Raw genomic sequence first — 21,780 nt, 5'->3', positions numbered from 1 at the left:
TGATTAAGTTGCCACTAATTCTAGGTGGCAACTCATTTATTTTGATTGATTCGTTTTTTCTAGAATCTCAAATTGATAATCATATTGATTTTTTTCATCAGCTTTATGTTGTTCTGAGTGAATTTGTCGCCATGCTATTTGAGAATAATCCGGAAAATAAGTATCACCTTGTAATTGAGCATCAATATGAGTTAAGTAAAGACGATTAACTAAAGGTAATACCTGACTATATATATTACCCCCACCTATAAAAAATGCCTCTTCAACCGACTGTTCATTGAGCAACGATATTGCTTCATCAACCGATTGAACCCAGCTAACATCAGAGTTTATTGAAGCTTTGTTATCAGCTTGACGACTAATTACAATGTTATGGCGATTAGGCAATGGTCTACCAATAGACTCAAACGTTTTTCGCCCCATAATAACTGGCTTATTTAATGTGTTTTTTTTAAACCATGCTAAATCTGCTGGCATATGCCACGGCATTTGATTATTTAATCCAATAACTTGATTATCCGCCATGGCAACAATAATACTTAATATCATATTAGTTCCTTTACACATACCCTAAGGATTTTATACGCTCATTCACATTGTCAGGGAATATAGTCTGCTGCCAAAGTCTTTGACTTAAAGATAGTAATGATTCTTTTTGACCTGAAACAATCCAATTAGCTAACTCGGTCGCCACATCTGGATAAACAACTGGTTTGGGAGAAGGCAAGCTAACCCAATATTTAAGCTTCATGCTATTTAGATTTTCCATCACAGTTGCCATATCCAAAGATTGCAAACATTGAGCATTATAAACTTGTTCAAATTGACCTGCTACTGGCTTAGTTAGAATCTTCTTCCCTAAAGATAACGCTTCAGATATTAATGCAAATCCAGTATTTGAAATAATCCCAGAACAACTAAGCAAAGCTTGCGTAAAATTATCTCGGCTTAACGGTTGTAATAATAAATTCTTACGCTCTGTAACTTGTTTTACATCGGGATGGAAACAACAAAATTGATATTGTGGAAATTGAGTAACTAATTCTGCAATTTCATTTAAATCTTCAAAAGGTAAATACACAACAATTTTACCATCTTCAGTTGGTACAGTTTCAAATGAATCAATCATTGGTGGAATTAGTTTATGGCCAAAGTGAAACCAATGTAAGCCAATTGGTTTTGTAACAGGTGCATAATATTTCATAATAACATTGGCTATCATGCCGTATTCTTTTGGCTTAAGGTAATGGCAGACAGATTGGTTACTAATCCCTAAACATTCTCGATTTTGATAATGTGCAGCCCATGCACTTACTGGCTCAAAATCACTAATAATGCAATCATATTTTGATAAATCGAGATCACGAACATCTTTAATTAACCTAAAGGCGCGAATTTTTTGGATAGTTTTTCGATAATTAATTTTTCCATTATGTGTTGCAAAAGATAGACCGCTAAATGTTCGATAATTGCCAAAGGCCTGCATATCAAAATAATCTTTAGGATCACGACCACTGAAAATGTAATCAACATCAGCACCAGCCTTTTTTAGAGCTTTCGCTAAAGTTCTACTACGACTGATGTGGCCATTTCCTGTTCCTTGAACTCCGTAAAGAATTTTCATATCGTTTTTAATCAGAATATTATTTTTATGCAAATATGATACCAGAACCATTTATATTTGGCTTATTTATTTTATGATTATAACAAATAAATGAGTAAGTGATATTTATCATTAAACGTTTGAACAGCTTTAATTCCTTGGTATTAAAATCAAATTTTTATATCAAGAGTTAAAACTGTATAAATTTGCTGCTATTTTTAGTAAAATGGATTCGAGGAGATTAATTGTGTGATGAATAATGTCGCAAATCGTTAACAAGAAGCAATTTTATATTTTAATTATATTGGCAATATTTTTGCTTTTTTCTTCTATTGGGCATTTTTCTCTAATTATATCTAAACCTTGTTCAGATCATCATTCACCAAATTTAATATCATCTCAGGTGAACGCAAATCTTAATTATGCAAATACAGATTTGCCGACTTCTAAATCAACAAAATCTTTTATTGGTAAATCGGTTAATCATTGTGCCACTTGCAGTACAATTATAACTAATTATATTGTTAATTTTGATTATCCGATTCATAGTGAACAATATCTACTTACTAAATTTATTCCTGAATATAAAGAATTTATTCCTGAGTTAAAGCCACCAAAATTTATCTAATTTACGCAGTTAAATATTAGTAATAAGTACTGGAAATCAATAACACAATCTCACTTTTTATAGTCTTGACGGTTGTATGCAGGTTATTGTTTAACGTAATAAATAATTATAGGAATACTATGAAACGCCGAAATTTTATAATGAATATTACCGCTGCTGTCGGTGGTTTAATTGCAACTAAAGCCATAGCCAAATTGGATAATTCACCAATGTCTGACATGGTTTGTGATGTTAAATCTGATAATTGTGATAAGGGGGACAACATGCACGATCATATGAATATGAATATGAATATGAAAATGAATAACAACATGCCACAAAAACTGTTATCGACTACAGCGCTACCACACGGTAAAAACTTACCCGAGTTAACTAATTTAAAAAATACCAGCACCCAAGCTGGCGTATTTGAAGCAACGCTACATTTAAAACCGGTTAAAATAGCCTTAACACCGGAAATTACCACCGAATTTTGGGCATATAATGGCATGATTCCTGGTCCGAAAATCGAAGTATTTGAAGGCGATCATGTTAAAATAACCGTTAAAAATGATCTCTCACAGCCAACAACCGTTCATTGGCATGGTTTGCTGATTCCTTCAGATCAAGACGGCAACCCGCAAGATGCTATTCCGGCAGGTGGCAGCAGAGTTTATGAATTTACCATACCGGAAGGCACTGCCGGAACCTATTGGTATCACCCACATGGACATAATACCGTTGCAGAGCAAGTATTTCGTGGTTTAGCCGGTACCTTTATTGTGCGCAGTAAAAATGATCCACTTGCTTCGCTACCGGAGCAACATTGGTTCTTTTCTGACTTAAAATTAACTGAAAACGGCGAAATCGCCGAAAATTCCATGACCGACTGGATGAATGGTCGGGAAGGACAATTTGTGTTGATCAATGGCGCTTACCAACCCAATATAAAAGTAGAAGGTGCAACACGAGTCAGAATCTGGAATGCGTGTTCAGGCCGATATTTAAATCTATCAATACCGGATTGTGATGTCTTTTTAGTTGCTACCGACGGCGGTTTCATTACCGAGCCGCATCAACTCAATAAACCGTTATTACTTACTCCGGCAGAACGGGCTGAAGTGGTTATCGTTCCGAAAAAAACCGCCAGTCTTTATCTGCAAAACATCGGCTACGATCGTGGCAAAATGGGAAATGTACCGCCGGAACCAAACATCATTCTTTCACAGCTCCAGTTAACTCAAACGGCCAGTACAGTTCTACCAACGCATCTAAAACAAGTACCCATTTTAGGCAAAGCCGTCGCCAAAAAATCACTTGAATATACTGAAGTAATGGATAAAAGTGAGCCTCGAGGTGGTATGCTATTTTTAATTAATGGCAAACGGCATGATATGTCACGTATCGACTTGGAAAGTAAACTTCACGATGTTGAAGAGTGGACAATTGTTAATAACTCACATATGGATCACAATTTCCATATACATGGAGCGCAATTTATTGTGCAATCTCGTGAATTAAATGGCACTAAAACTACACCCGAGTTTGTTGCTTTGAAAGATACCACTAACTTACGCCCGCACGAAACGCTTGTTATTAAAATTCAACAAAATATGCCGGGACTACGTATGTATCACTGTCATATTGTAGAGCATGAAACGCTGGGTATGATGGGGCAATTAATGGTTAAAGAATAATGAAATAAATTACCCACTTTCAAAAAAAGATCGTGGGTATTTTTTAATAAATAACAAAATAAAATTTAATACATTTACTAATAAATAATAATAGTTTTTCATTTTGGCAAAAAATGCTAAGATATTATAGTTATGACCTTGATTAACTACTGGCAACAAATTAGTAAACGCCTCATCATCAAAACAGCCCTATCGCACTTATTATTAGGTGTAATCGCTGCTGGGTTCGGTTTATATGAAGAAAATGCATTACCAGTTCAATCATCTTCCACACAGGTTGGTATTATTGCTATAACAGCAATAGTACAAGATCACCAAGCACCAATAAGAACAAAATCTCAAACTTCATCTTTGTTAAAAGAAGAGCATTACGATAAGCAAATTATCTCACTCAATTATGATGAAGTTACTCCAAATACCGTTATTCGATTATCACCATATAATGGAATAAGAGCTGGTCCTCAAGCTACCGCTTAACGTGTTTTTATATCATTAAATTAATTTATTAAATAAGGTTTATTCCTTATTGATCCCATTATAAAAAAAGAATAAGAGAACAGTTATGTTATTAAAATTATTAACAAAAGTATTCGGTAGCCGTAATGAACGCGTTTTAAGATCTATGCGTAAACGTGTTGAAAATATTAATGCTCTTGAACCATCTATGGAAGTGCTAACCGATGATGAACTTAAAGCAAAAACCAATGAATTTAAGCAGAAGATTGCAAATGGCACTAAGTTAGATGACATATTAGAAGAAGCTTTTGCAGTAGTTCGTGAAGCAAGTAAGCGTGTATTTGGTATGCGCCATTTTGATGTCCAACTTATTGGGGGGATGGTGCTTAATGAACGCTGTATTGCCGAGATGCGTACCGGTGAAGGTAAAACATTAACAGCTACATTACCTGCCTATTTAAATGCATTAACCGGTAAAGGTGTACATGTTGTAACTGTTAATGATTATTTAGCTCAGCGTGATGCAGAAAATAACCGCCCTCTATTTGAATTTTTGGGCTTAACAGTCGGTATCAATTTACCTAACATGCCTCCAGAAATAAAACGTGATGCTTATAATGCTGATATCACTTATGGTACGAATAATGAATATGGATTTGATTATCTACGCGATAATATGGTGTTTAACAAAGAATCACGTGTTCAACGACCGTTACACTATGCTTTAGTCGATGAGGTTGACTCAATTTTAATAGATGAAGCAAGGACTCCATTAATCATCTCAGGTCAGGCTGAAGATAGTTCAGATAAATATATCAGTATTGATAAAATCATCCCTCATCTTATTAAACAAGAAAAAGAAGATTCAGAGCAATTTCAAGGAGATGGAGACTTCTCAATTGATGAAAAATCACGCCAAGTAAATCTTACTGAACGAGGTTTAATTAAAGTTGAAGAACTATTAATAAAACAAGGGATTATGAAAGGTGATGAATCACTTTATGCACCAAGTAATATTGTGTTGATGCACCATGTAAATGCAGCTCTTCGAGCTCATCATTTATTCCACCGTGACGTAGATTATATTGTTAGAGATAATGAAATCATTATCGTCGATGAACATACAGGCCGTACAATGGATGGTCGCCGTTGGTCGGATGGTTTACATCAAGCAGTAGAAGCTAAAGAACACGTAAAAATTCAAAATGAAAATCAAACGTTAGCTTCTATTACCTTCCAGAATTATTTCCGTTTATACGAAAAATTAGCTGGTATGACCGGTACAGCTGATACTGAAGCCTTCGAATTTAATCAAATCTATGGCTTAGATACCATTGTTATTCCAACCAACCGCCCAATGGTTAGGAAAGATTTACCTGATCTTGTCTATATGACAGAAAAAGAGAAAATTAATGCTATCGTTGCTGATGTGCAAGATTGTGTCAAACGAGGGCAGCCAGTCTTAGTAGGTACTGCTTCAATTGAGAAATCCGAACTTGTCTCTCATGCATTTAAAAAAGCAGGGATTAAACATAATGTACTTAATGCTAAATTCCATGCTCAAGAAGCTGAAATTATTGCTGATGCAGGTAGTAAAGGCGCTGTAACTATTGCAACAAATATGGCAGGTCGTGGTACCGATATTATGCTTGGTGGTAATTGGCAAAGTGAAGTTTCGAAATTAGAAAATCCAACTGATGACGATATCCAGAAAGCTAAACAAGCATGGCAAGTTAAACATGAAGAAGTCATTCAACTTGGTGGGCTTTATATTTTAGGTACTGAACGTCATGAATCTCGTCGTATTGATAACCAATTACGTGGACGTGCTGGCCGTCAAGGTGATCCAGGTGTTTCACGTTTTTACTTATCATTAGAAGATCCACTTATGCGCATTTTTGCATCAGAGCGTGTTGGTAACATGATGCGTAAATTGGGTATGAAAGAAGGTGAAGCAATCGAACACCCATGGATCACTAAGGCTATTGCTAATGCTCAGAAAAAAGTTGAAAGCCGCAATTTCGATATTCGTAAACAATTACTTGAATATGATGATGTTGCAAATGATCAACGTAAAGCTATATATAGCCAACGTAATGATTTATTAGATAACGCAGATATCAAAGAAACTATTGATTCTATACATGGAGATGTATTTACCACTGTTATTGATCAATATATTCCACCACAATCTATTGAAGAAATGTGGGATATTCCTGGACTTGAAGCAGCATTAAAAAGTGACTTTGATTTAGATTTACCAATTGCAAAATGGCTTGATGAAGAACAAAATCTTCATGAAGAAACCTTACGTGAACGTATTATACAACTTGCACAAAATAAATATCTTGAGAAAGAAAATATTGCGGGTTCTGAAGCCTTCAGACAGTTTGAAAAAAGTGTTATGTTGCAAACACTTGATACATTGTGGAAAGAACATTTAGCAGCAATGGATTACTTACGCCAAGGTATTCACTTACGAGGCTATGCACAGAAAGATCCTAAGCAAGAATATAAACGTGAATCTTTCAACATGTTTGCAAATATGCTAGATGCATTAAAATATGATGTAATTGGTATATTAAGCCGAGTACAAATTCGTTCACAAGAGGAAGTTGAAGAAGCTGAACGCCAACGCCAAGCTGAAGTCGAAAAATTAATGGCTAAGCAGCAAGCTAATCATGAATCAATCGGTGGCATGGGCAATGATGAACAATCAGCAAACTCACAACAACCTGTTGTTCGTGCTCAGGCAAAAGTTGGCCGTAACGATCCTTGTCCTTGTGGATCAGGCAAAAAATATAAACATTGTCATGGTGCTGTTAATTAAATCAAAAATTTAGTATGATAAATAATTATTGATGTTTAAATAACCAATTAAGGTAAAAAACAAATGGGAAAGCAGTTGCTTTCCCAAACTTTAATCACATACAAATTGGATCATGAGAAAACATACTGAAATTGCTGTAGGTATCATTCGTTCGCAAGATTGCCAAATCTTTATCACCCAACGCGGTGAAGACTCTCATCTTGCTGGTTTTTGGGAATTTCCTGGGGGAAAAATCGAAGCCGGCGAAACACCTTATCAAACTTTAGAGCGTGAAATAGCAGAAGAAGTTGATATTCATATTCATCAATCACAATTTTTAAAAACTTTTGAACATAGTTATGATGATCGTGATATCACTATTCATGCTTACTTAGTAGAAGAGTGGGATGGTGTTCCTTTTGCAAAAGAAGGACAACCAAGCCGTTGGATAGATCAGGAAGATCTAAATGCAGATGAATTTCCAGATGCTAACAGACCGATTATCGAAATGCTTAAGAACCTAGACAAACAGATCTAAGTTATTTCCTTATTTAATTTTAATTAGACTCTATAAAAACAATGAAAGAATATAAAGTTGTCATTTATCAAGAAGGGGCTTTGTCTTCATTAGTTTTCGGTACAGCTAATTCAAATGCTGACAAATTTTCCGCTTTTTTAAATAATATTGCCCAAGAAGGCTGGCGCGTAATTACAATGCAAAAAGATATCCGTCGCTTATTTTTATTCTGGCAACGTGAAGCCTATCTAATTGTGATGGAGCGAGATAGAGGACAGGTGAAATAAAAACCACGTTTTCTATTTTAGAATTAATAATTACTTCGTAAATAGCTATTTAATGATTTTATAAAATCATTAAAATAATTTAACTCGAAGAGTTATTGTGTATTCTTTGTTCAGCCAACGCAAGAAAGATAATCCCAACTATAATAGACAAAGCACCTAATAATCGTGAAATGGTAATTTGTTCGTTAAAAGCAATGACCGACACTATCATTACTGTTACCACTTGTAGGTGAGAAGCAGCAAAAGCTGGACCAACTGGTGCTTTTTGCAATAATACCATCCATGTTATAAATGCACCTGCATACCCAATCATAACTAAATATGCCCAACCATGACTAAAAACTCTTAACAACCAAGCAATATCTGGTTCAAATGGCAACGCTGAAATAGCAGTAAGTTTAAAGCTGGTTTGCCCAAAAGTATCAAAAAAAAGTAGTAAAATAAAACCAATAATATAGAACTTTTTCATTAAGTTAATCCTACTAGTACTACGCCAAGAGTTATAAAAAAAATACCAATTAAACGAAATGGCGTTAAATGTTCTTTAAATAAAACACGCCCAGCAATCATTACTGTAATAATATTAAAAGAGCCTAATAGTATGCTTTTAGACAAAGAAACTTCACTCAAAAAAGCCAACCAAAATACAAAACCGATGAAGTAAGCTCCAAAACCTAACCATAACCACATGTTACTAAATAATTTCTGCCAATAATTTAAACCCTTCTCATCATTAGAAGTAATAGCAGCATATTTGAATGCAATCTGCCCTACCGTGTCACAAGCAATATTAATTAACCATAAAAAAAAGATTAAGGTTGACATGAGTGACAAATTCCATGAATTTCAAGCACACTATGCTTTATTAAGAATTGACTTTGGCTAGCAAGTTGTTTAAGTTGCGACTCGATATTCTCAGAATGTTTTTCGATAATTTGCTGACAATTATCACAAATAAATAAGATTGATATATGCTGAGGATCCTGAAAATGAGGGCAAATGATATAGCAATTGGTTGACTCAACTTTATGAATAAAACCTTGCTCAAGTAGAAACTCAAGAGCTCGATAAATCGTTGGCGGTTTTGCTTGTGGCTCACTAACTTTTAAGAGATCTAAAAGATCATATGCGCTCATAGCTTTATTCGCTTTAAGCATGATATCTAAAACGGTTTTACGCTGAGTTGTCAGCTTAATGCCACGTTTTTTGCATAAAGTTTCAATTTTCTCAATCAGCATATTATGCATTCAGTTAAGTTCCCTTCACTTTATTTGTTACTTTTTCAATGCCGCTTTTTTTCTTCTAATTTCTTTTGGGTCATTGATTAAAGCTCGATATATTTCTATACGATCGCCGTCTTTTACTTGTTCATTCAGTTCACAACGTTTTCCATAAATTCCAACAAGATGTTCATCTAATCGAATTTTACATATTGATAAGATATTGGATTTTGTAATGGCTTGCAAGACATTAGTTTGCTCATCAACTGCGCAATCAATAATCGTAGGTTGATTAGGTAGCGCATAGACAACTTGAATATTTATCATATTAATATATCTGCCTTGCTCTTTGAGAAAATGCATTAACCATGTTGGTCATCACCTCCTTAAATATTGGCGTAAAAACAGCACTCATTAATTTATTATTAAACTCAAAGTTTAAATTTAAGCTGATTTTACTTTTTTGCTCATCAATTTCAGTAAATTCCCATCGCCCCTTTAAATGTTTAAATGGACCATCTATCAATGCCATATCAATTGAATTAGGCTCGTTAATCTGATTTATGGTGGTAAAAGATTTTTTAAATCCCAATTTTTCAACCTCAATAAATGCAGTTAAAAGGTTATCTTGTTTGCTAATAATCCCAGTTGCGATACAATCAGGAACAAACTCAGGGTATCTAGCTATATCATTTACCAACGCAAACATTTGTTGGATTGAATAAGGCTCGATCACTTCGTGAAAAACATGTGCCATAATAATAAAAAATTAAAAGTTAAAATTAGTGGCATATAGTATCATGTAACTCTATAATAACGCACATTATGACTAAGAAAAAATCACATAAGCCCGGTTCGGCTACCATTGCATTAAATAAACGTGCGCGTCATGAGTACTTTATTGAAGAGGAAATTGAAGCAGGTTTATCCCTACAAGGTTGGGAAGTTAAATCACTGCGAGCTGGCAAAGCGAATATCAGTGACAGTTATGTGTTACTTAAAAATGGCGAAGCATGGCTATTTGGTGCAACTATAACTCCATTGAGTGTTGCTTCAACCCATGTAGTGTGTGACCCTATACGCACTCGAAAATTACTGCTAAATGAACGAGAATTAAACTCGCTTTTTGGACAAATAAATCGTCAAGGTTACACTGTTGTTGCACTTTCATTGTATTGGAAAAATGCATGGGCAAAAGTAAAAATTGGCCTTGCAAAAGGTAAAAAAGAATACGACAAACGTACTGATATTAAAGAACGCCAATGGCAAGTTGACAAAGCACGTATAATGAAAAATGCGAATCGCTGATCATAACGTTTAAATTAACGATGGCGTATAATTTGTGGCTCAATAAAAAATTCTAGATGTTTTAATTCTTTAAAATTTAGCAAATCATCAACCACATCTACACAAGTTAGCGCCATATTTTCGATATCTTGCACAATAGCATCTATCGGATAATACGTATAGCCAAGATAGTTATTGTAATCATAAGAACACAAATACACCTGCTCTGGATCAATTCTAGCTGTAACCAAATAACCTAAGACCTCTTCCAATAAATTACCTGATGGTGTAAAAATAGCTTTTGGCATTCGGCCTAACCTTTCATGAACACCTTTAAGTAATTCAAAACCTTTATTAGGAGAATAATCATCACTCACAATCCATTCTGGTTTTACAGTTAATCCCACACTTTCTAAGCCACGCCTAAAACCCTCAAGTCTTGCACATATCGAAGTTAACTGAATATCACAACCAATAAAATAAAATTCGTCTAAATTCTTTGCATAAGGCTTAATTAAATCACTTACAGACTGTAATGATTCACTTGTAATAAAGGGTAACACGGTATCTTTGAGATAACGGTCAAAAAGTAGTACTGGTGTATTTTGATTAATATCTACATACAATTTATCACTGTCTAATGAGGTTACAACAATCATCGCATCAACTTTTCGCTCTACTAAGTTTTGAGCTACTTTGATTTCAACCTCTTTATTATAGTGACTACAAGTAATTAATAATTGGATATTTTTTTGCCGAAAAGATGATTCAAGATGATGCAAAAACATAGAAAAAAATGAATTTGACATATCGGGGACAATAACACCAATCGTATTGGTGCTATTAGCCTTCACCAAATATTGACGAATATGGGGTTGATCGCTATATTTCTCCGCGATCGATAAGACTCTTTGCCGAGTTTGTGGAGAAATACGATATTTTTTATCTCGTTTGTTAAATATATGACTGACGGTCGTTGCCGACACGCCAGCCAAACGAGCAATATCATTAATTTTTAGTTTATTACTCGCCATAGATCACCTTAATACTAACGTGGAGTACGTTGTTGTTTATTCGGGAACACTGGATTGTGGTTCACCGATGGACTTTGATACCAATAAGCAACACTCGCAATATCATCACAACGTTCATATAGTCTTATATCATCATTACCGATTTGTTGAAACGCTAATTTGATATTTTTGTGAAATGCAATTGGATCTGGAAGATGCCAACGATATAAACCATGTGAAGGCAAACCATCATCACCAAAACCATGTACTGGATTAGAATCTCCAGTTTGGAAAAAGTCACGAGTTGCATCACGGTTTGTTTGATATGGATATCCCATAAACATTGTTTGGAAACATTTCGCTTTTGGACGACCTTGGCTATCACGGTTATGGAATGCCCAAGCTCCACCAAAGTAATCTTCTGAACCAGTTGAATGTTGTGTTGGATAATCGCTATCATCATCAAGATAGAATTTAAACTCCCCTTCTCCCCACCAATAACGCTCTAAAGCCGTAAGAGCTAAGTAAGTACCTACATAATAACCATAACCTTGAACATTATCTAATATGACATAATCTTGTGCATGATTAGTCACACGTTGACGACGCCATTGAGCATGAAAGTAAAGTGGATTTTCAAATGGTTTTGGCATCAACGCATAATTAATAGCAAAGAAGAAATGTTGCAAATCAGCTTCATGTTCATTGTGAATTTCAACTCTAGCTTTTTTATTAAATGGCATTCTAAAATAACTATTAAAACCACCTGTTGGATTAACCACTATTGGCATAGAATTAATATCACATCTCGCACCAAAACCATTACAGAAAAAGTCACCAATAGGACTTTCCACTGAAGGAACAGTTTCATCATCCCAATAAATTCGAATCACAACATCACGTAATACAAAGCTTCCACGATGTGTTTTATCAGTTAAAGTAAACCACATATGACGAATTTCCCCTGGGCCAGTAATTTCAGCAATAGTCACTTTTTCACCAGCAGGAATGGATATAAAACCTTGTCCTTTCCTACATGGACCTAAAGCACTAGCTTTCATACACGATTTACCCTTTTCACCAGTCAAATTTTCAGGTGAAATAGTTCTTGTTTGTTCGAAGTGAAACTGTGTTACTGAATCAAATATATTCATTTTGCGTCCTTAATAAGTTTTAACAAATATTATTAATTAAAATATAAATTTCGTTTGCTTAATTACTTTCATTTTCAATTTTGTCTGACTTTCTATCACGACTTAAGAAGGCCATAGCAAATATCATGAAGCCTAAAACAACTAAGCCTAAATAATTAAACGTAGTAGCAGCACCTTCAGTGTCATAAAAATTACCGACAAAGGTAGAAAATAATATTACGCCTACTGAACCGGCTACTTGATAACCGATCAAAAACACTGTAGCTGACAAGCGTGCATTGAAATTGTTATCAATATATTTAAACACTGAGACTAAAATAGTTGAGATCTCTAAACAGTGCATAAGTTTGATTACGGAAATAATTGCAATACTTTCAACATGACCTGTTAAAAATATTCGAGTTGCAGAGATAAATGCAGCAAAGATTAATGCATTTTTTGCACCAACTTTGTTAACCACAAATGGCACACAAAACATAACAGCTGCTTCTAAAAAGACTTGAAATGAATTCAAAATACCATATAAGCGATAACCATCATTTACATCGGTAAACTGCTGAGTAAAAAAGACAGGGAATAATTGTTGGTCATAAATGTTGTACAAGCTATAAGTACCAAGTACATAAACAACAAATATCCAAAACTTTTTCAGTCCAAAGACTGAAACAATTTCATTAAAACTTAGTTTATCTTTCTTCTGAAATACTGCTGCCGATGATTTACTTAAATCTGGTTTGAAATTCAAATTGAGTATCATAAAACAGATACCGACCACTGAAGCAGCCCAAAAGTTAAGATGAGGATTGATACTAATTAAAATACCAGCGATAAAGGTACCCACTGCGTAAGCAATACAACCCCAAGTCCGGCATTGTCCAAATTCAAAATCGAAAGCACGGCTGATTTTTTCACAGTAAGAATCGATCAAGCCCATACCGGCAACCCAACCAAAACCTAAGAAGAAACTGCCAAAGATAACACCAACATAAAAATTATGTCTTAAAAGTGGCTCGTAAACATAGATTAATGCAGGTGCAGCACATGTTATGATGACACTTTGAAACCAAATTAGATGTTTTTTTAAGACTAATTTATCTTGATAAACACCATAAATAATCATGATAATTAACGAAATAAAATAGTTAAAAGAATAGATAATACCAGTCTGTTTTGCTGTTAAACCAATCTCTTTACTAAGCCATATTGCATAAAAAGAAAAAACAAAACTACCCGCCGCGTAATACATAATGCTATAAAACGAAGCAAACCAATAAGTTGGTTTTTTATAAAATGCACTTGTCATAATTTATCCTATAAAGAGTTAAGCACTGTTTTGAGTATGAATAGCTAAAAATTTAGCTTTAACGGCTTTATTAGATAAATGTGATCTACATCAAAATTATTTTGTTTTCGAGAAAGAGAAAAGAAAATTGTCAGGAATGCAAATAATAAGAATAAACAGTATTAAAAGATTGAAGATAAAAAATTGAATGAAGAAATCATACTTAATTAAAACAAAAAATTTTTACATTCAAGAATATTAATAGCAAGATATAATGGTAAAGCTAATAAAAATTTAAAAAATAACCGTTACCAATACGGCAACGGTTATTTTAAATATCATATTTAACTTTTCAAGCTTATTAACTTACCGTCTTGCTTAACAAAAGACTGATTAATATGTACGTCTTGACTATTTTTTACACATAGTGGATCAGTCACAATATTATCAATAATGACATTATTAAATAAAACACTTTGTGCATTCTCAATAAAGAACCCTTTACCAGCCTCCGGTTTGACATCTTTAAACATATCAACCTCGCCTGCTTGAGCATTTTGTTGCATTGAAACACGGATATTATCAAAAGAGATATTAGAAATAGGAGATTCTGGAATACCATATAAAAAGCCAGCATAAGCACGAACATTTTTAGCAATAATGTTTGAAAAGCTAATATTGTGGCATGCTGGTGTAAACTCATTAACGGGTAGAGCATCTTTATTCCAAACAATTGGATCATTTCCTTTTGGACCACAATAATAATAGTAGTTCATAACAAATGCCGATAAAACTTCATCCATTACAATATTACTAAATGTGATATCAGAAATAGTTCCTCCTCGACCTCGACGAGTTTTGAATCTTACACCTCGATCGGTTTTTTGGAATACACAATTTGTAATAGTTACATTACGGATGCAACCACTCATCTCACTACCAAGTACAACTGCACCATGACCATGAATCATATTACAATTAGTAATTAAAATATTCTCACATGGACTTTTTTCGGCTGTTTCTTCAGTGCCTGCTTTTATTGCAATACAATCATCGCCAACATCAATATAACAATTTGAAATTCTTACATTACGACAAGATTCAGGGTTAATACCATCGGTATTCGGTGAATCAGCTGGATTAAGAATTGAAATATTATCGACAACGACATTATTTGATTCCATCGGATGAACAGTCCAGCTAGGAGATTGAGTTAGAAAAACTTTTTCAATTGTAACTCGTTCACAATAATCAAAACCAATTAAGTAAGGTCTTGGATACTGAAGATTGCTTCGATCATGACGGAATGTATGCCACCATTTTTGACCATTACCATCAATTTTACCATTTCCAGTTATAACCACATTTTCAATATGTTGGCCATATATACAAGGCATATACACATCCTGTTTAACGCCTTCCCAACGAGAATTAACAACAGGATAATCTTTAGCATCATCAGAAAATAATAAAGTCGCTCCTTGCTCAATAACAAACGTTATGTTGCTACAAAGTTTAATTGCCCCAGTAAAATAGGTACCAACAGGAACAATTAGCGTTCCACCACCTAATTGATCAATATGTTGAATTGCTTTTTCAAAAGCTTGAGTATTTATTGATTTTCCGTCACCAATAGCGCCAAAATCTTTTACAGATATAGTCGTCATGAGTTTATCCTTTATATTTTTACAAACATTTTAATTTACTCTAATGTCTGCAGCTTTAGGTTATAGGATCAGCATACTGATCCTGATAAATATTTTGCTTTAATTAGTTGTGGTCTCTTTTTGCTTAAATCCAATGTTATTATTACCGAAACATTTTTCGTAAGCGATGCCAGATAATTCTTCAACCACTTTTCGTGTTTCAGGCGTAACATCTTCCATTTTGCCACCTTGTCGAATACGAGCAACTTCATTGATAATGATGGAATGAGTAGAGTGATCGAGCTTCATTCTCCAAGCAAAGAATGCCCCAATTAATGCCATTCCTACTACGCCGTATAAAATAATACCATTAATAGCATCAATCGCACTTTGTGGCTGTACATGTGACTTCGATTCAAAGCCATAAGCACTTAATATCATACCAAGCACAAAGACAATTGAAGCACGAACTAGTTTACCTGCCATGGTCATTGCTCCTGCATATACCCCTTCACGACGTCGATTAGTTACAACCTCATCTACATCAGCTAAGAATACATATACACTCCAAGGAATATAGTAAACACCACCAGTACCCAAACCAAACCAAATTGTAATACCCACTACAATCCAAGTGATATGAGGCAGATTAAAGTAATAAATACCGACATAACCAATCATCGATGAAATAACAATGAGTAATGCGATAATAAATGGTTTTTTGAAGCCTTTCTTAGCACAATACATCATAAAAAATGCGGTTGAAACCAGCTGACAAATACTACTTAATGAATTCATTGAAGCAACAAAAGAACGAGGTTCACCTAAACTAAATACGATGAAATAGGTAAATACCGCAGTAAATAACCACTCAGCACCAAATCCGAATAAATACATTCCTAAATGCGTTCTAAACGTTTTAACACGGAATGTTGATAAGATATCGATAAAAAGCTTTTTAATTGCTTCAAAAAAACTATGAACAGATTCATCTTTTACTTCTTCTTTAGGTTTTTCCCAACTATTACAATAAAGCAAAATCAAAGCTAACATCATGATAGTGGCATAAGTGATCCCAGTTAACAAAAATGGTGTTGCGGATTCCTTACTATAGAAATAAAAGAATACACCTGGTATCGCCGCACCTAAGAAATTAGCTACTTTACCAAACATTGCTTTTGAACCAGTTAAATAAGTACGTTCTGAAAAGTTAGATGTCATTTCTACAGGTAACGTATTAAATGGAATCATGATGCTGGTATAAATAATCTCAAATAAAATATATGTTACTAAGTAATACCAAAATCCCATACCATCAATCCAAAGCATAGGATAAATGACCATTAGCGGAATACCAATCAAAATAAAGAATCGACGGCGTCCAAAACGTTGCCCTATTTTAGTTTGATAGAAATTGTCTGTAATAAAGCCCATCAATGGATTCAGTATGACATCCAAATAAGTAGCGATCGAAAAAATTAATGCAGCTTGCACCACACTTAATCCACAAAAAGTGGTATAAAAATAGAGTAGCCAAGCGCCACTAATTGCTAATGCCCCACTACCAATTAAATTACCACTGCCGTATGAAAATCTTACTAACCATGTAATTTTATTCTTTTTTTCCTTACTCATAAAAGATACCTATAATATTTAAAAAAAACGGTCCCTCGCATCAAGTCCCGAAGGACTTAATGACGTGGATATTTATTCTTGGATTTTTATCTATAGAGTTACACCACTTTTCAATATGGCTAAATTTCTAAAGTTGTTAATTTCGTTTCGTGTTTGTTTCCCGTTAGCAATAAGAACGATATAGTCAATAAACTCTATCAACAAAGATTGCATGGAGACTCCTTGTATCAGTTTACCGGCATTAAAATCGATCCAATTGGCTTTCTTATCAGCTAATTGTGTATTAGTCGCAATTTTGACTGTTGGCACAATACCGCCATATGGAGTGCCTCTTCCTGTGGTGAAAAGCACCATATGACATCCAGCTGCTGATAAAGCACCAGTAGCTACTGCATCATTACCAGGTGCGCTTAGTAAATTTAATCCATGTCTAGTTAACATTTCACCGTATTTAAGAACATCAATAACTTCACTACCACCCGCTTTTTGCGTACAACCTAAAGATTTTTCCTCTAAAGTTGTAATGCCACCAGCCTTATTCCCAGGAGAAGGGTTTTCATAGATTGGTTGATTATTTGAAATGAAATATTGTTTAAAATCATTGATCATGTGTACAGTCTTATCGAAAGTCGACTCATCAATACAATGTGACATCAAAATGTTCTCAGCACCAAACATTTCTGGTACTTCAGTAAGAACACTTGTTCCACCATGAGCAATAACATAATCAGAAAACAGACCAAGCATTGGATTAGCTGTAATACCTGAAAAACCATCAGAACCACCACACTCCAATCCAAATTTCAATTCACTTAAATGCCCTACTTCACGTTTATCTTGCTTCATAATGGCATAAAGTTCTCTTAAATGAACTAATGCTGATTCAACTTCATCGGTTTCTTGCTGAGCGATTAAAAATCTAACTCGAGATTCATCATATTCACCTAAACTAGCCTTAAATTCTGAAACCTGATTATTTTCACAACCAAGTCCGATGACCAATACAGCACCAGCATTAGGATGTTTGACTAAATTTTGTAAAATAGTTTTAGTATTTTGATGATCTTGTCCAAGCTGAGAACAGCCATAAGGATGTTCAAGTACAGTTATACCATCAATTTCTAATTGATTATTTAACTCATCACAAAACTGTTTAACAATTTGTTCTGCTATCCCGTTTATACAAGTTACAGTTGGAATAATCCAGAGTTCATTACGGATACCAACTTCACCATTTTTACGTCGATAAATTTGTACTTCCTTATCGGTAATCTCATGCAACAGATCATTTTTCGATAAAGTAGGTTGATATTTGTAATCATTAATATCACTTAAATTGGTTTTTAAATTATGAGAATGAATATGCTCTCCAGCTTTAATTAAGCGAGTAGCATGACCAATTGGTAAGCCATATTTAATAATATTTTCATCTTGGTCGATATCGATAAGTGCAAATTTATGCCCTTGTTTAATAGGCTCTTTTAGATCAATTACCTGTCCATCAACAACGATATTTTCTTCATGTGCTTCTAAATCAGATAATGCCACACCGACATTATCTTTATTGTTTATTTTTATATATTTAACCATTGAATCACTCATGTTATTTGCTACCATTAACACATTTTTCAATTGCTTGACGCATTCCCTCTTCGGTTATGACAGTTAAATATTGTGTTAAAGTTTGTGCTAATTGAGGAATAGTTAATAGATCATGCTCCCAATGAGCCGTGTCACCTAAAACAACTTTGATTAAATCCTCTAATGAACTTTTCCCTTCTGCAATGGCTGTCCAACTATTACTGAAGCGTTCTAACCAGATTGCATCATCTTGTAACGGATAACTTTGTCCATTACGCACACCTCGATAAAATGCGATCAATGCAGCAAAAGAGAACACCAAATGTTTAGGCAATGTTCCTTTTTCTTTTTGATAATTAATTAATTGAGGAAGAATACGTGTTTTAAACTTAGTCATACTGTTTAAAGCAATTGACATCAATTGATGTTCAATAAATGGATTTTTAAAACGACTAATAACTGATTGAGCAAAATCAACCAATTCTTGATGAGGTAAATCTAAAACAGGGATAATTTCATCAAAAATGGTTTCTTTTATATAAGATAAAATCTGAGTGTCATTCATTGATTCGCCAACAGTATCAATACCTGATAAATAAGCAACAGGAACTAATGCAGTATGAGCACCATTTAAAATAGCTACTTTACGCTCTTTATACGGTTTAATATCATCAACAATTTTGATGTTCATATTGCATTTATCAAGGCATAATTTTTCAGCTAACCATTGCGGTCCTTGAATAACAAATAGATAAAAATATTCCGCTGAATCAATAAAGTTATCTTTATAACCTAATTCAGTCTCAAGCTCAGCGATTTGCGCTTTTGGGTATCCTGGAACAATTCTATCTACTAAAGTTGAGCAGAATAAATTATCATTTTCAAGCCAATTGATAAATTGGTCTGACAAGTTCCACTGATTCGCATATTTAAGTACTAATTTTTTAAGTGCATCGCCGTTATAATCAATTAATTCACATGGAATAATAATCAAACCACTTTCTTTACTGCCGGCAAAGTGAACAAATCTTTCATATAAAAATGCAGTCAATTTTGCTGGATAACTCGTTGCAGGTTTATCTGTTAATTTGTCACTTTCAACATAACTAATGCCAGCTTCGGTAGTATTTGAAAAAATAAACTGAATATTCGGATCTTTAGCTAACTCAAGATATTCATCATATTGAGTATATACATTGATTTCGTTATTAACTGAACGAATCAATCTAAACTCTTTCACTGCTTCATTTTGTTCATTCAAACCACGAACAAGCGTTGTATACAACCCATCTTGAATACTTAATGATGGTGGGAAGTCCGTATTTAACGGGCGAACCACAACAATACCAGCATCAAGATCAGTTTTTTCATTAAGAATATCTAACTGCCAATCTAAAAATGCACGTAAAAAATTACCTTCGCCAAACTGAACAACACGTGTCGTATATTTTGCACCCGGAAAATCATTTCTGTTTAATGTTTTCATTACTCTAACTCTTCTTTAATTAATCTAATCACAACGACTTAATGCTTTTTAGCTTAGTTCAATACCAAAATAGTTTTTAGCATTATCAAAACTAATATTTTTAACCATTTGACCTAATAATTGGATATCACGTGGTGCTTCGCCATCTTCAACCCAACGTCCAATCATTCGACATAAAATACGTCTAAAATATTCATGGCGAGTGTAAGATAAGAAACTACGACTATCGGTTAACATACCAACAAAACGGCTTAATAATCCAAGTTGAGCAAGCTGTGTCATTTGACGAATCATGCCGTCTTTTTGATCATTAAACCACCAGCCTGAACCAAATTGCATTTTTCCTTGAATACCTGCTCCTTGGAAGTTACCAATCATCGTTCCAAGAATTTCATTATCAGATGGGTTTAAACAATACAAAATCGTTTTTGGCAATGCATCTTGTTTTGCTTGAGCATCTAATAGACGAGAAAGCGGTTGAGCAATAGGTGAATCATTAATAGAATCGAACCCAACATCAGGCCCCATTAAATTAAACATTCTTGAATTATTATTACGCAATGCACCTATATGATATTGTTGAACCCATTCACGTTTGTTGTATTCAACGCCCAAGAAAATAAGTACAGCAGTTTTAAATTGAGCAACTTCTTTAGCGGTTAAAACTTCGCCAGATAAACGTTTAGTTAAAATGGTATCTAACTCTTTTTCAGTAGCTTCTTCATAAACAACTGTATCTAATGCATGGTCAGAAATCTTACAACCATGAGCAGCAAAATGATCCATACGTTTTGATAAAGCCTGACAAAGCGCTTGGAATGTTGAAATTTCAACATCGGCTACTGCAGAAAGTTTTTCCATATATGCCGCAAAGAATTCTGAATCAATATTGAATGCTTTATCTGGACGCCAGCTTGGTAAAACTTTAACATCAAATGAACTATCTTCTGCAATAGTTTTATGATGAGCTAAATCATCAATAGGATCATCTGTTGTACCTGCCATCTTAACATTCATTTTTTTCATGATGCTACGAGCTGTAAACTCTGGAGTCGCTAACATCTCATTACAAGTATTCCAAATTTGCTCTGCTGTAGAAGGTGATAATAGAACGTTATCAATACCGAAAGGACGACGAAGCTCTAAATGAGTCCAATGATATAAAGGATTACCAATAGTATGAGGAACAGTTTCTGCCCAAGCCTTGAATTTGTCTAAATCACTAATATCAGTACCAGTACAGAATTTTTCTGCAACACCATTGGTACGCATTGCACGCCATTTGTAATGATCACCTTTTAACCAAATATCGTATAAATTCTTGAATTGATAATCTTTAGCAATTTGTTCCGGTGGTAAATGGCAGTGATAATCAAAAATTGGCTGATCAGCAGCAAAATCATGATAAAGCTGACGAGAAAATTCGGTATCTAGTAAAAAGTTTTCAGTTAAAAAACTCATTTTATTCTCCATAAATAGTAGTTAACTATTAAAAGATTA

The 21,780-nt window shown here is 34.2% G+C and carries 22 protein-coding genes; 7 read left to right on the top strand and 15 right to left on the bottom strand.

Annotated elements, in window-relative coordinates; genetic code table 11:
• Positions 1-36 precede the first annotated feature (36 nt).
• Together folA and GYM76_RS01690 are read right to left on the bottom strand one after the other, a co-directional pair.
• On the bottom strand, positions 37-549 hold the full coding sequence (folA, locus tag GYM76_RS01695) for a type 3 dihydrofolate reductase (RefSeq protein ID WP_220225677.1): 513 nt from the start codon (positions 547-549) through the stop codon (positions 37-39).
• Positions 550-559: 10 nt separating this feature from the next.
• A complete protein-coding gene (locus GYM76_RS01690; RefSeq protein WP_220225676.1) occupies positions 560-1,624 on the bottom strand; it encodes an MJ1255/VC2487 family glycosyltransferase in 1,065 nt (354 codons plus the stop codon).
• 238 nt (positions 1,625-1,862) lie between these two features.
• Between GYM76_RS01690 and GYM76_RS01685 the strand changes: the two genes are divergently transcribed.
• The 6 genes from GYM76_RS01685 to GYM76_RS01660 all read left to right on the top strand — a co-directional run bounded on the left by GYM76_RS01685 (position 1,863) and on the right by GYM76_RS01660 (position 7,976).
• Positions 1,863-2,231 carry a hypothetical protein gene (locus GYM76_RS01685; RefSeq protein ID WP_220225675.1) on the top strand — a complete coding sequence of 123 codons (369 nt, stop codon included), beginning with the start codon at positions 1,863-1,865 and terminating at the stop codon, positions 2,229-2,231.
• A 119-nt stretch (positions 2,232-2,350) separates the two neighbouring features.
• On the top strand, positions 2,351-3,907 hold the full coding sequence (locus tag GYM76_RS01680; RefSeq protein ID WP_220225674.1) for a multicopper oxidase family protein: 1,557 nt from the start codon (positions 2,351-2,353) through the stop codon (positions 3,905-3,907).
• Positions 3,908-4,039: 132 nt separating this feature from the next.
• Positions 4,040-4,384, top strand: a complete 345-nt coding sequence (locus GYM76_RS01675; RefSeq protein ID WP_065563650.1) for a hypothetical protein — start codon at positions 4,040-4,042, stop codon at positions 4,382-4,384.
• An 85-nt stretch (positions 4,385-4,469) separates the two neighbouring features.
• Positions 4,470-7,193 carry a preprotein translocase subunit SecA gene (gene secA, locus GYM76_RS01670; protein WP_220225673.1) on the top strand — a complete coding sequence of 908 codons (2,724 nt, stop codon included), beginning with the start codon at positions 4,470-4,472 and terminating at the stop codon, positions 7,191-7,193.
• Positions 7,194-7,305: 112 nt separating this feature from the next.
• A complete protein-coding gene (gene mutT, locus GYM76_RS01665; protein WP_065563652.1) occupies positions 7,306-7,710 on the top strand; it encodes an 8-oxo-dGTP diphosphatase MutT in 405 nt (134 codons plus the stop codon).
• Positions 7,711-7,751: 41 nt separating this feature from the next.
• Complete coding sequence (locus tag GYM76_RS01660) at positions 7,752-7,976, top strand: DUF4177 domain-containing protein (RefSeq protein WP_065563653.1); 225 nt, start codon at positions 7,752-7,754, stop codon at positions 7,974-7,976.
• A gap of 79 nt (positions 7,977-8,055) precedes the next feature.
• Here GYM76_RS01660 and GYM76_RS01655 read toward each other — a convergent pair whose 3' ends face one another.
• Genes GYM76_RS01655 through GYM76_RS01635 form a run of 5 tightly spaced genes read right to left on the bottom strand, consistent with a single transcriptional unit; the run spans position 8,056 to position 9,953 of the window.
• Entirely contained in the window at positions 8,056-8,445 is a 390-nt protein-coding gene (locus tag GYM76_RS01655; protein ID WP_220225671.1) for a multidrug efflux SMR transporter, read from the bottom strand.
• Positions 8,445-8,801 (bottom strand): EamA family transporter, encoded by a 357-nt coding sequence (locus GYM76_RS01650; RefSeq protein WP_220225670.1) that lies wholly within the window; start codon positions 8,799-8,801, stop codon positions 8,445-8,447. Before GYM76_RS01650 ends, GYM76_RS01655 begins: the two co-directional genes overlap by 1 nt.
• Positions 8,789-9,223, bottom strand: coding sequence for a zinc uptake transcriptional repressor Zur (zur, locus tag GYM76_RS01645; protein ID WP_065734711.1), 435 nt, complete (start codon positions 9,221-9,223; stop codon positions 8,789-8,791). The genes GYM76_RS01650 and zur overlap by 13 nt, the downstream gene beginning before the upstream one ends.
• Before the next feature lie 27 nt (positions 9,224-9,250).
• Positions 9,251-9,523, bottom strand: coding sequence for an RnfH family protein (locus tag GYM76_RS01640; RefSeq protein WP_065563657.1), 273 nt, complete (start codon positions 9,521-9,523; stop codon positions 9,251-9,253).
• A gap of 1 nt (position 9,524) precedes the next feature.
• A complete protein-coding gene (locus tag GYM76_RS01635; protein WP_065563658.1) occupies positions 9,525-9,953 on the bottom strand; it encodes a type II toxin-antitoxin system RatA family toxin in 429 nt (142 codons plus the stop codon).
• Between the two features lie 68 nt (positions 9,954-10,021).
• Between GYM76_RS01635 and smpB the strand changes: the two genes are divergently transcribed.
• Entirely contained in the window at positions 10,022-10,504 is a 483-nt protein-coding gene (gene smpB / locus GYM76_RS01630) for an SsrA-binding protein SmpB (protein ID WP_220225669.1), read from the top strand.
• Positions 10,505-10,518: 14 nt separating this feature from the next.
• Here the strand turns inward: smpB and GYM76_RS01625 are convergent, their stop codons facing one another.
• From GYM76_RS01625 to uxaC, 8 genes are all read right to left on the bottom strand, one after another.
• Positions 10,519-11,517: a LacI family DNA-binding transcriptional regulator gene (locus GYM76_RS01625; protein WP_220225668.1), complete on the bottom strand. Its 999-nt coding sequence runs from the start codon at positions 11,515-11,517 to the stop codon at positions 10,519-10,521.
• Positions 11,518-11,531: 14 nt separating this feature from the next.
• Positions 11,532-12,650 (bottom strand): glycoside hydrolase family 172 protein, encoded by a 1,119-nt coding sequence (locus GYM76_RS01620; protein WP_065563661.1) that lies wholly within the window; start codon positions 12,648-12,650, stop codon positions 11,532-11,534.
• A 58-nt stretch (positions 12,651-12,708) separates the two neighbouring features.
• Complete coding sequence (locus tag GYM76_RS01615; protein ID WP_065563662.1) at positions 12,709-13,953, bottom strand: oligosaccharide MFS transporter; 1,245 nt, start codon at positions 13,951-13,953, stop codon at positions 12,709-12,711.
• Positions 13,954-14,276: 323 nt separating this feature from the next.
• Positions 14,277-15,599 carry a glycoside hydrolase family 28 protein gene (locus GYM76_RS01610; protein WP_220225667.1) on the bottom strand — a complete coding sequence of 441 codons (1,323 nt, stop codon included), beginning with the start codon at positions 15,597-15,599 and terminating at the stop codon, positions 14,277-14,279.
• Between the two features lie 99 nt (positions 15,600-15,698).
• Positions 15,699-17,213 carry an MFS transporter gene (locus tag GYM76_RS01605; RefSeq protein WP_220225666.1) on the bottom strand — a complete coding sequence of 505 codons (1,515 nt, stop codon included), beginning with the start codon at positions 17,211-17,213 and terminating at the stop codon, positions 15,699-15,701.
• A 90-nt stretch (positions 17,214-17,303) separates the two neighbouring features.
• A complete protein-coding gene (locus GYM76_RS01600) occupies positions 17,304-18,803 on the bottom strand; it encodes a UxaA family hydrolase (protein ID WP_220225665.1) in 1,500 nt (499 codons plus the stop codon).
• A gap of 13 nt (positions 18,804-18,816) precedes the next feature.
• The gene (locus GYM76_RS01595) at positions 18,817-20,280 is read right to left on the bottom strand and encodes a tagaturonate reductase (RefSeq protein WP_220225664.1); all 1,464 of its coding nucleotides are present in this window, start codon (positions 20,278-20,280) and stop codon (positions 18,817-18,819) included.
• 48 nt (positions 20,281-20,328) lie between these two features.
• Complete coding sequence (uxaC, locus tag GYM76_RS01590; RefSeq protein WP_065563666.1) at positions 20,329-21,741, bottom strand: glucuronate isomerase; 1,413 nt, start codon at positions 21,739-21,741, stop codon at positions 20,329-20,331.
• Positions 21,742-21,780: the final 39 nt, after the last annotated feature.

Origin of the sequence: Gilliamella sp. ESL0443, from assembly GCF_019469165.1 — a bacterium.
Lineage (GTDB): Bacteria > Pseudomonadota > Gammaproteobacteria > Enterobacterales > Orbaceae > Gilliamella > Gilliamella apicola_E.
Note: the sequence above shows the minus strand (reverse complement) of the source record. Positions and strands in the feature narration are given on the sequence as shown.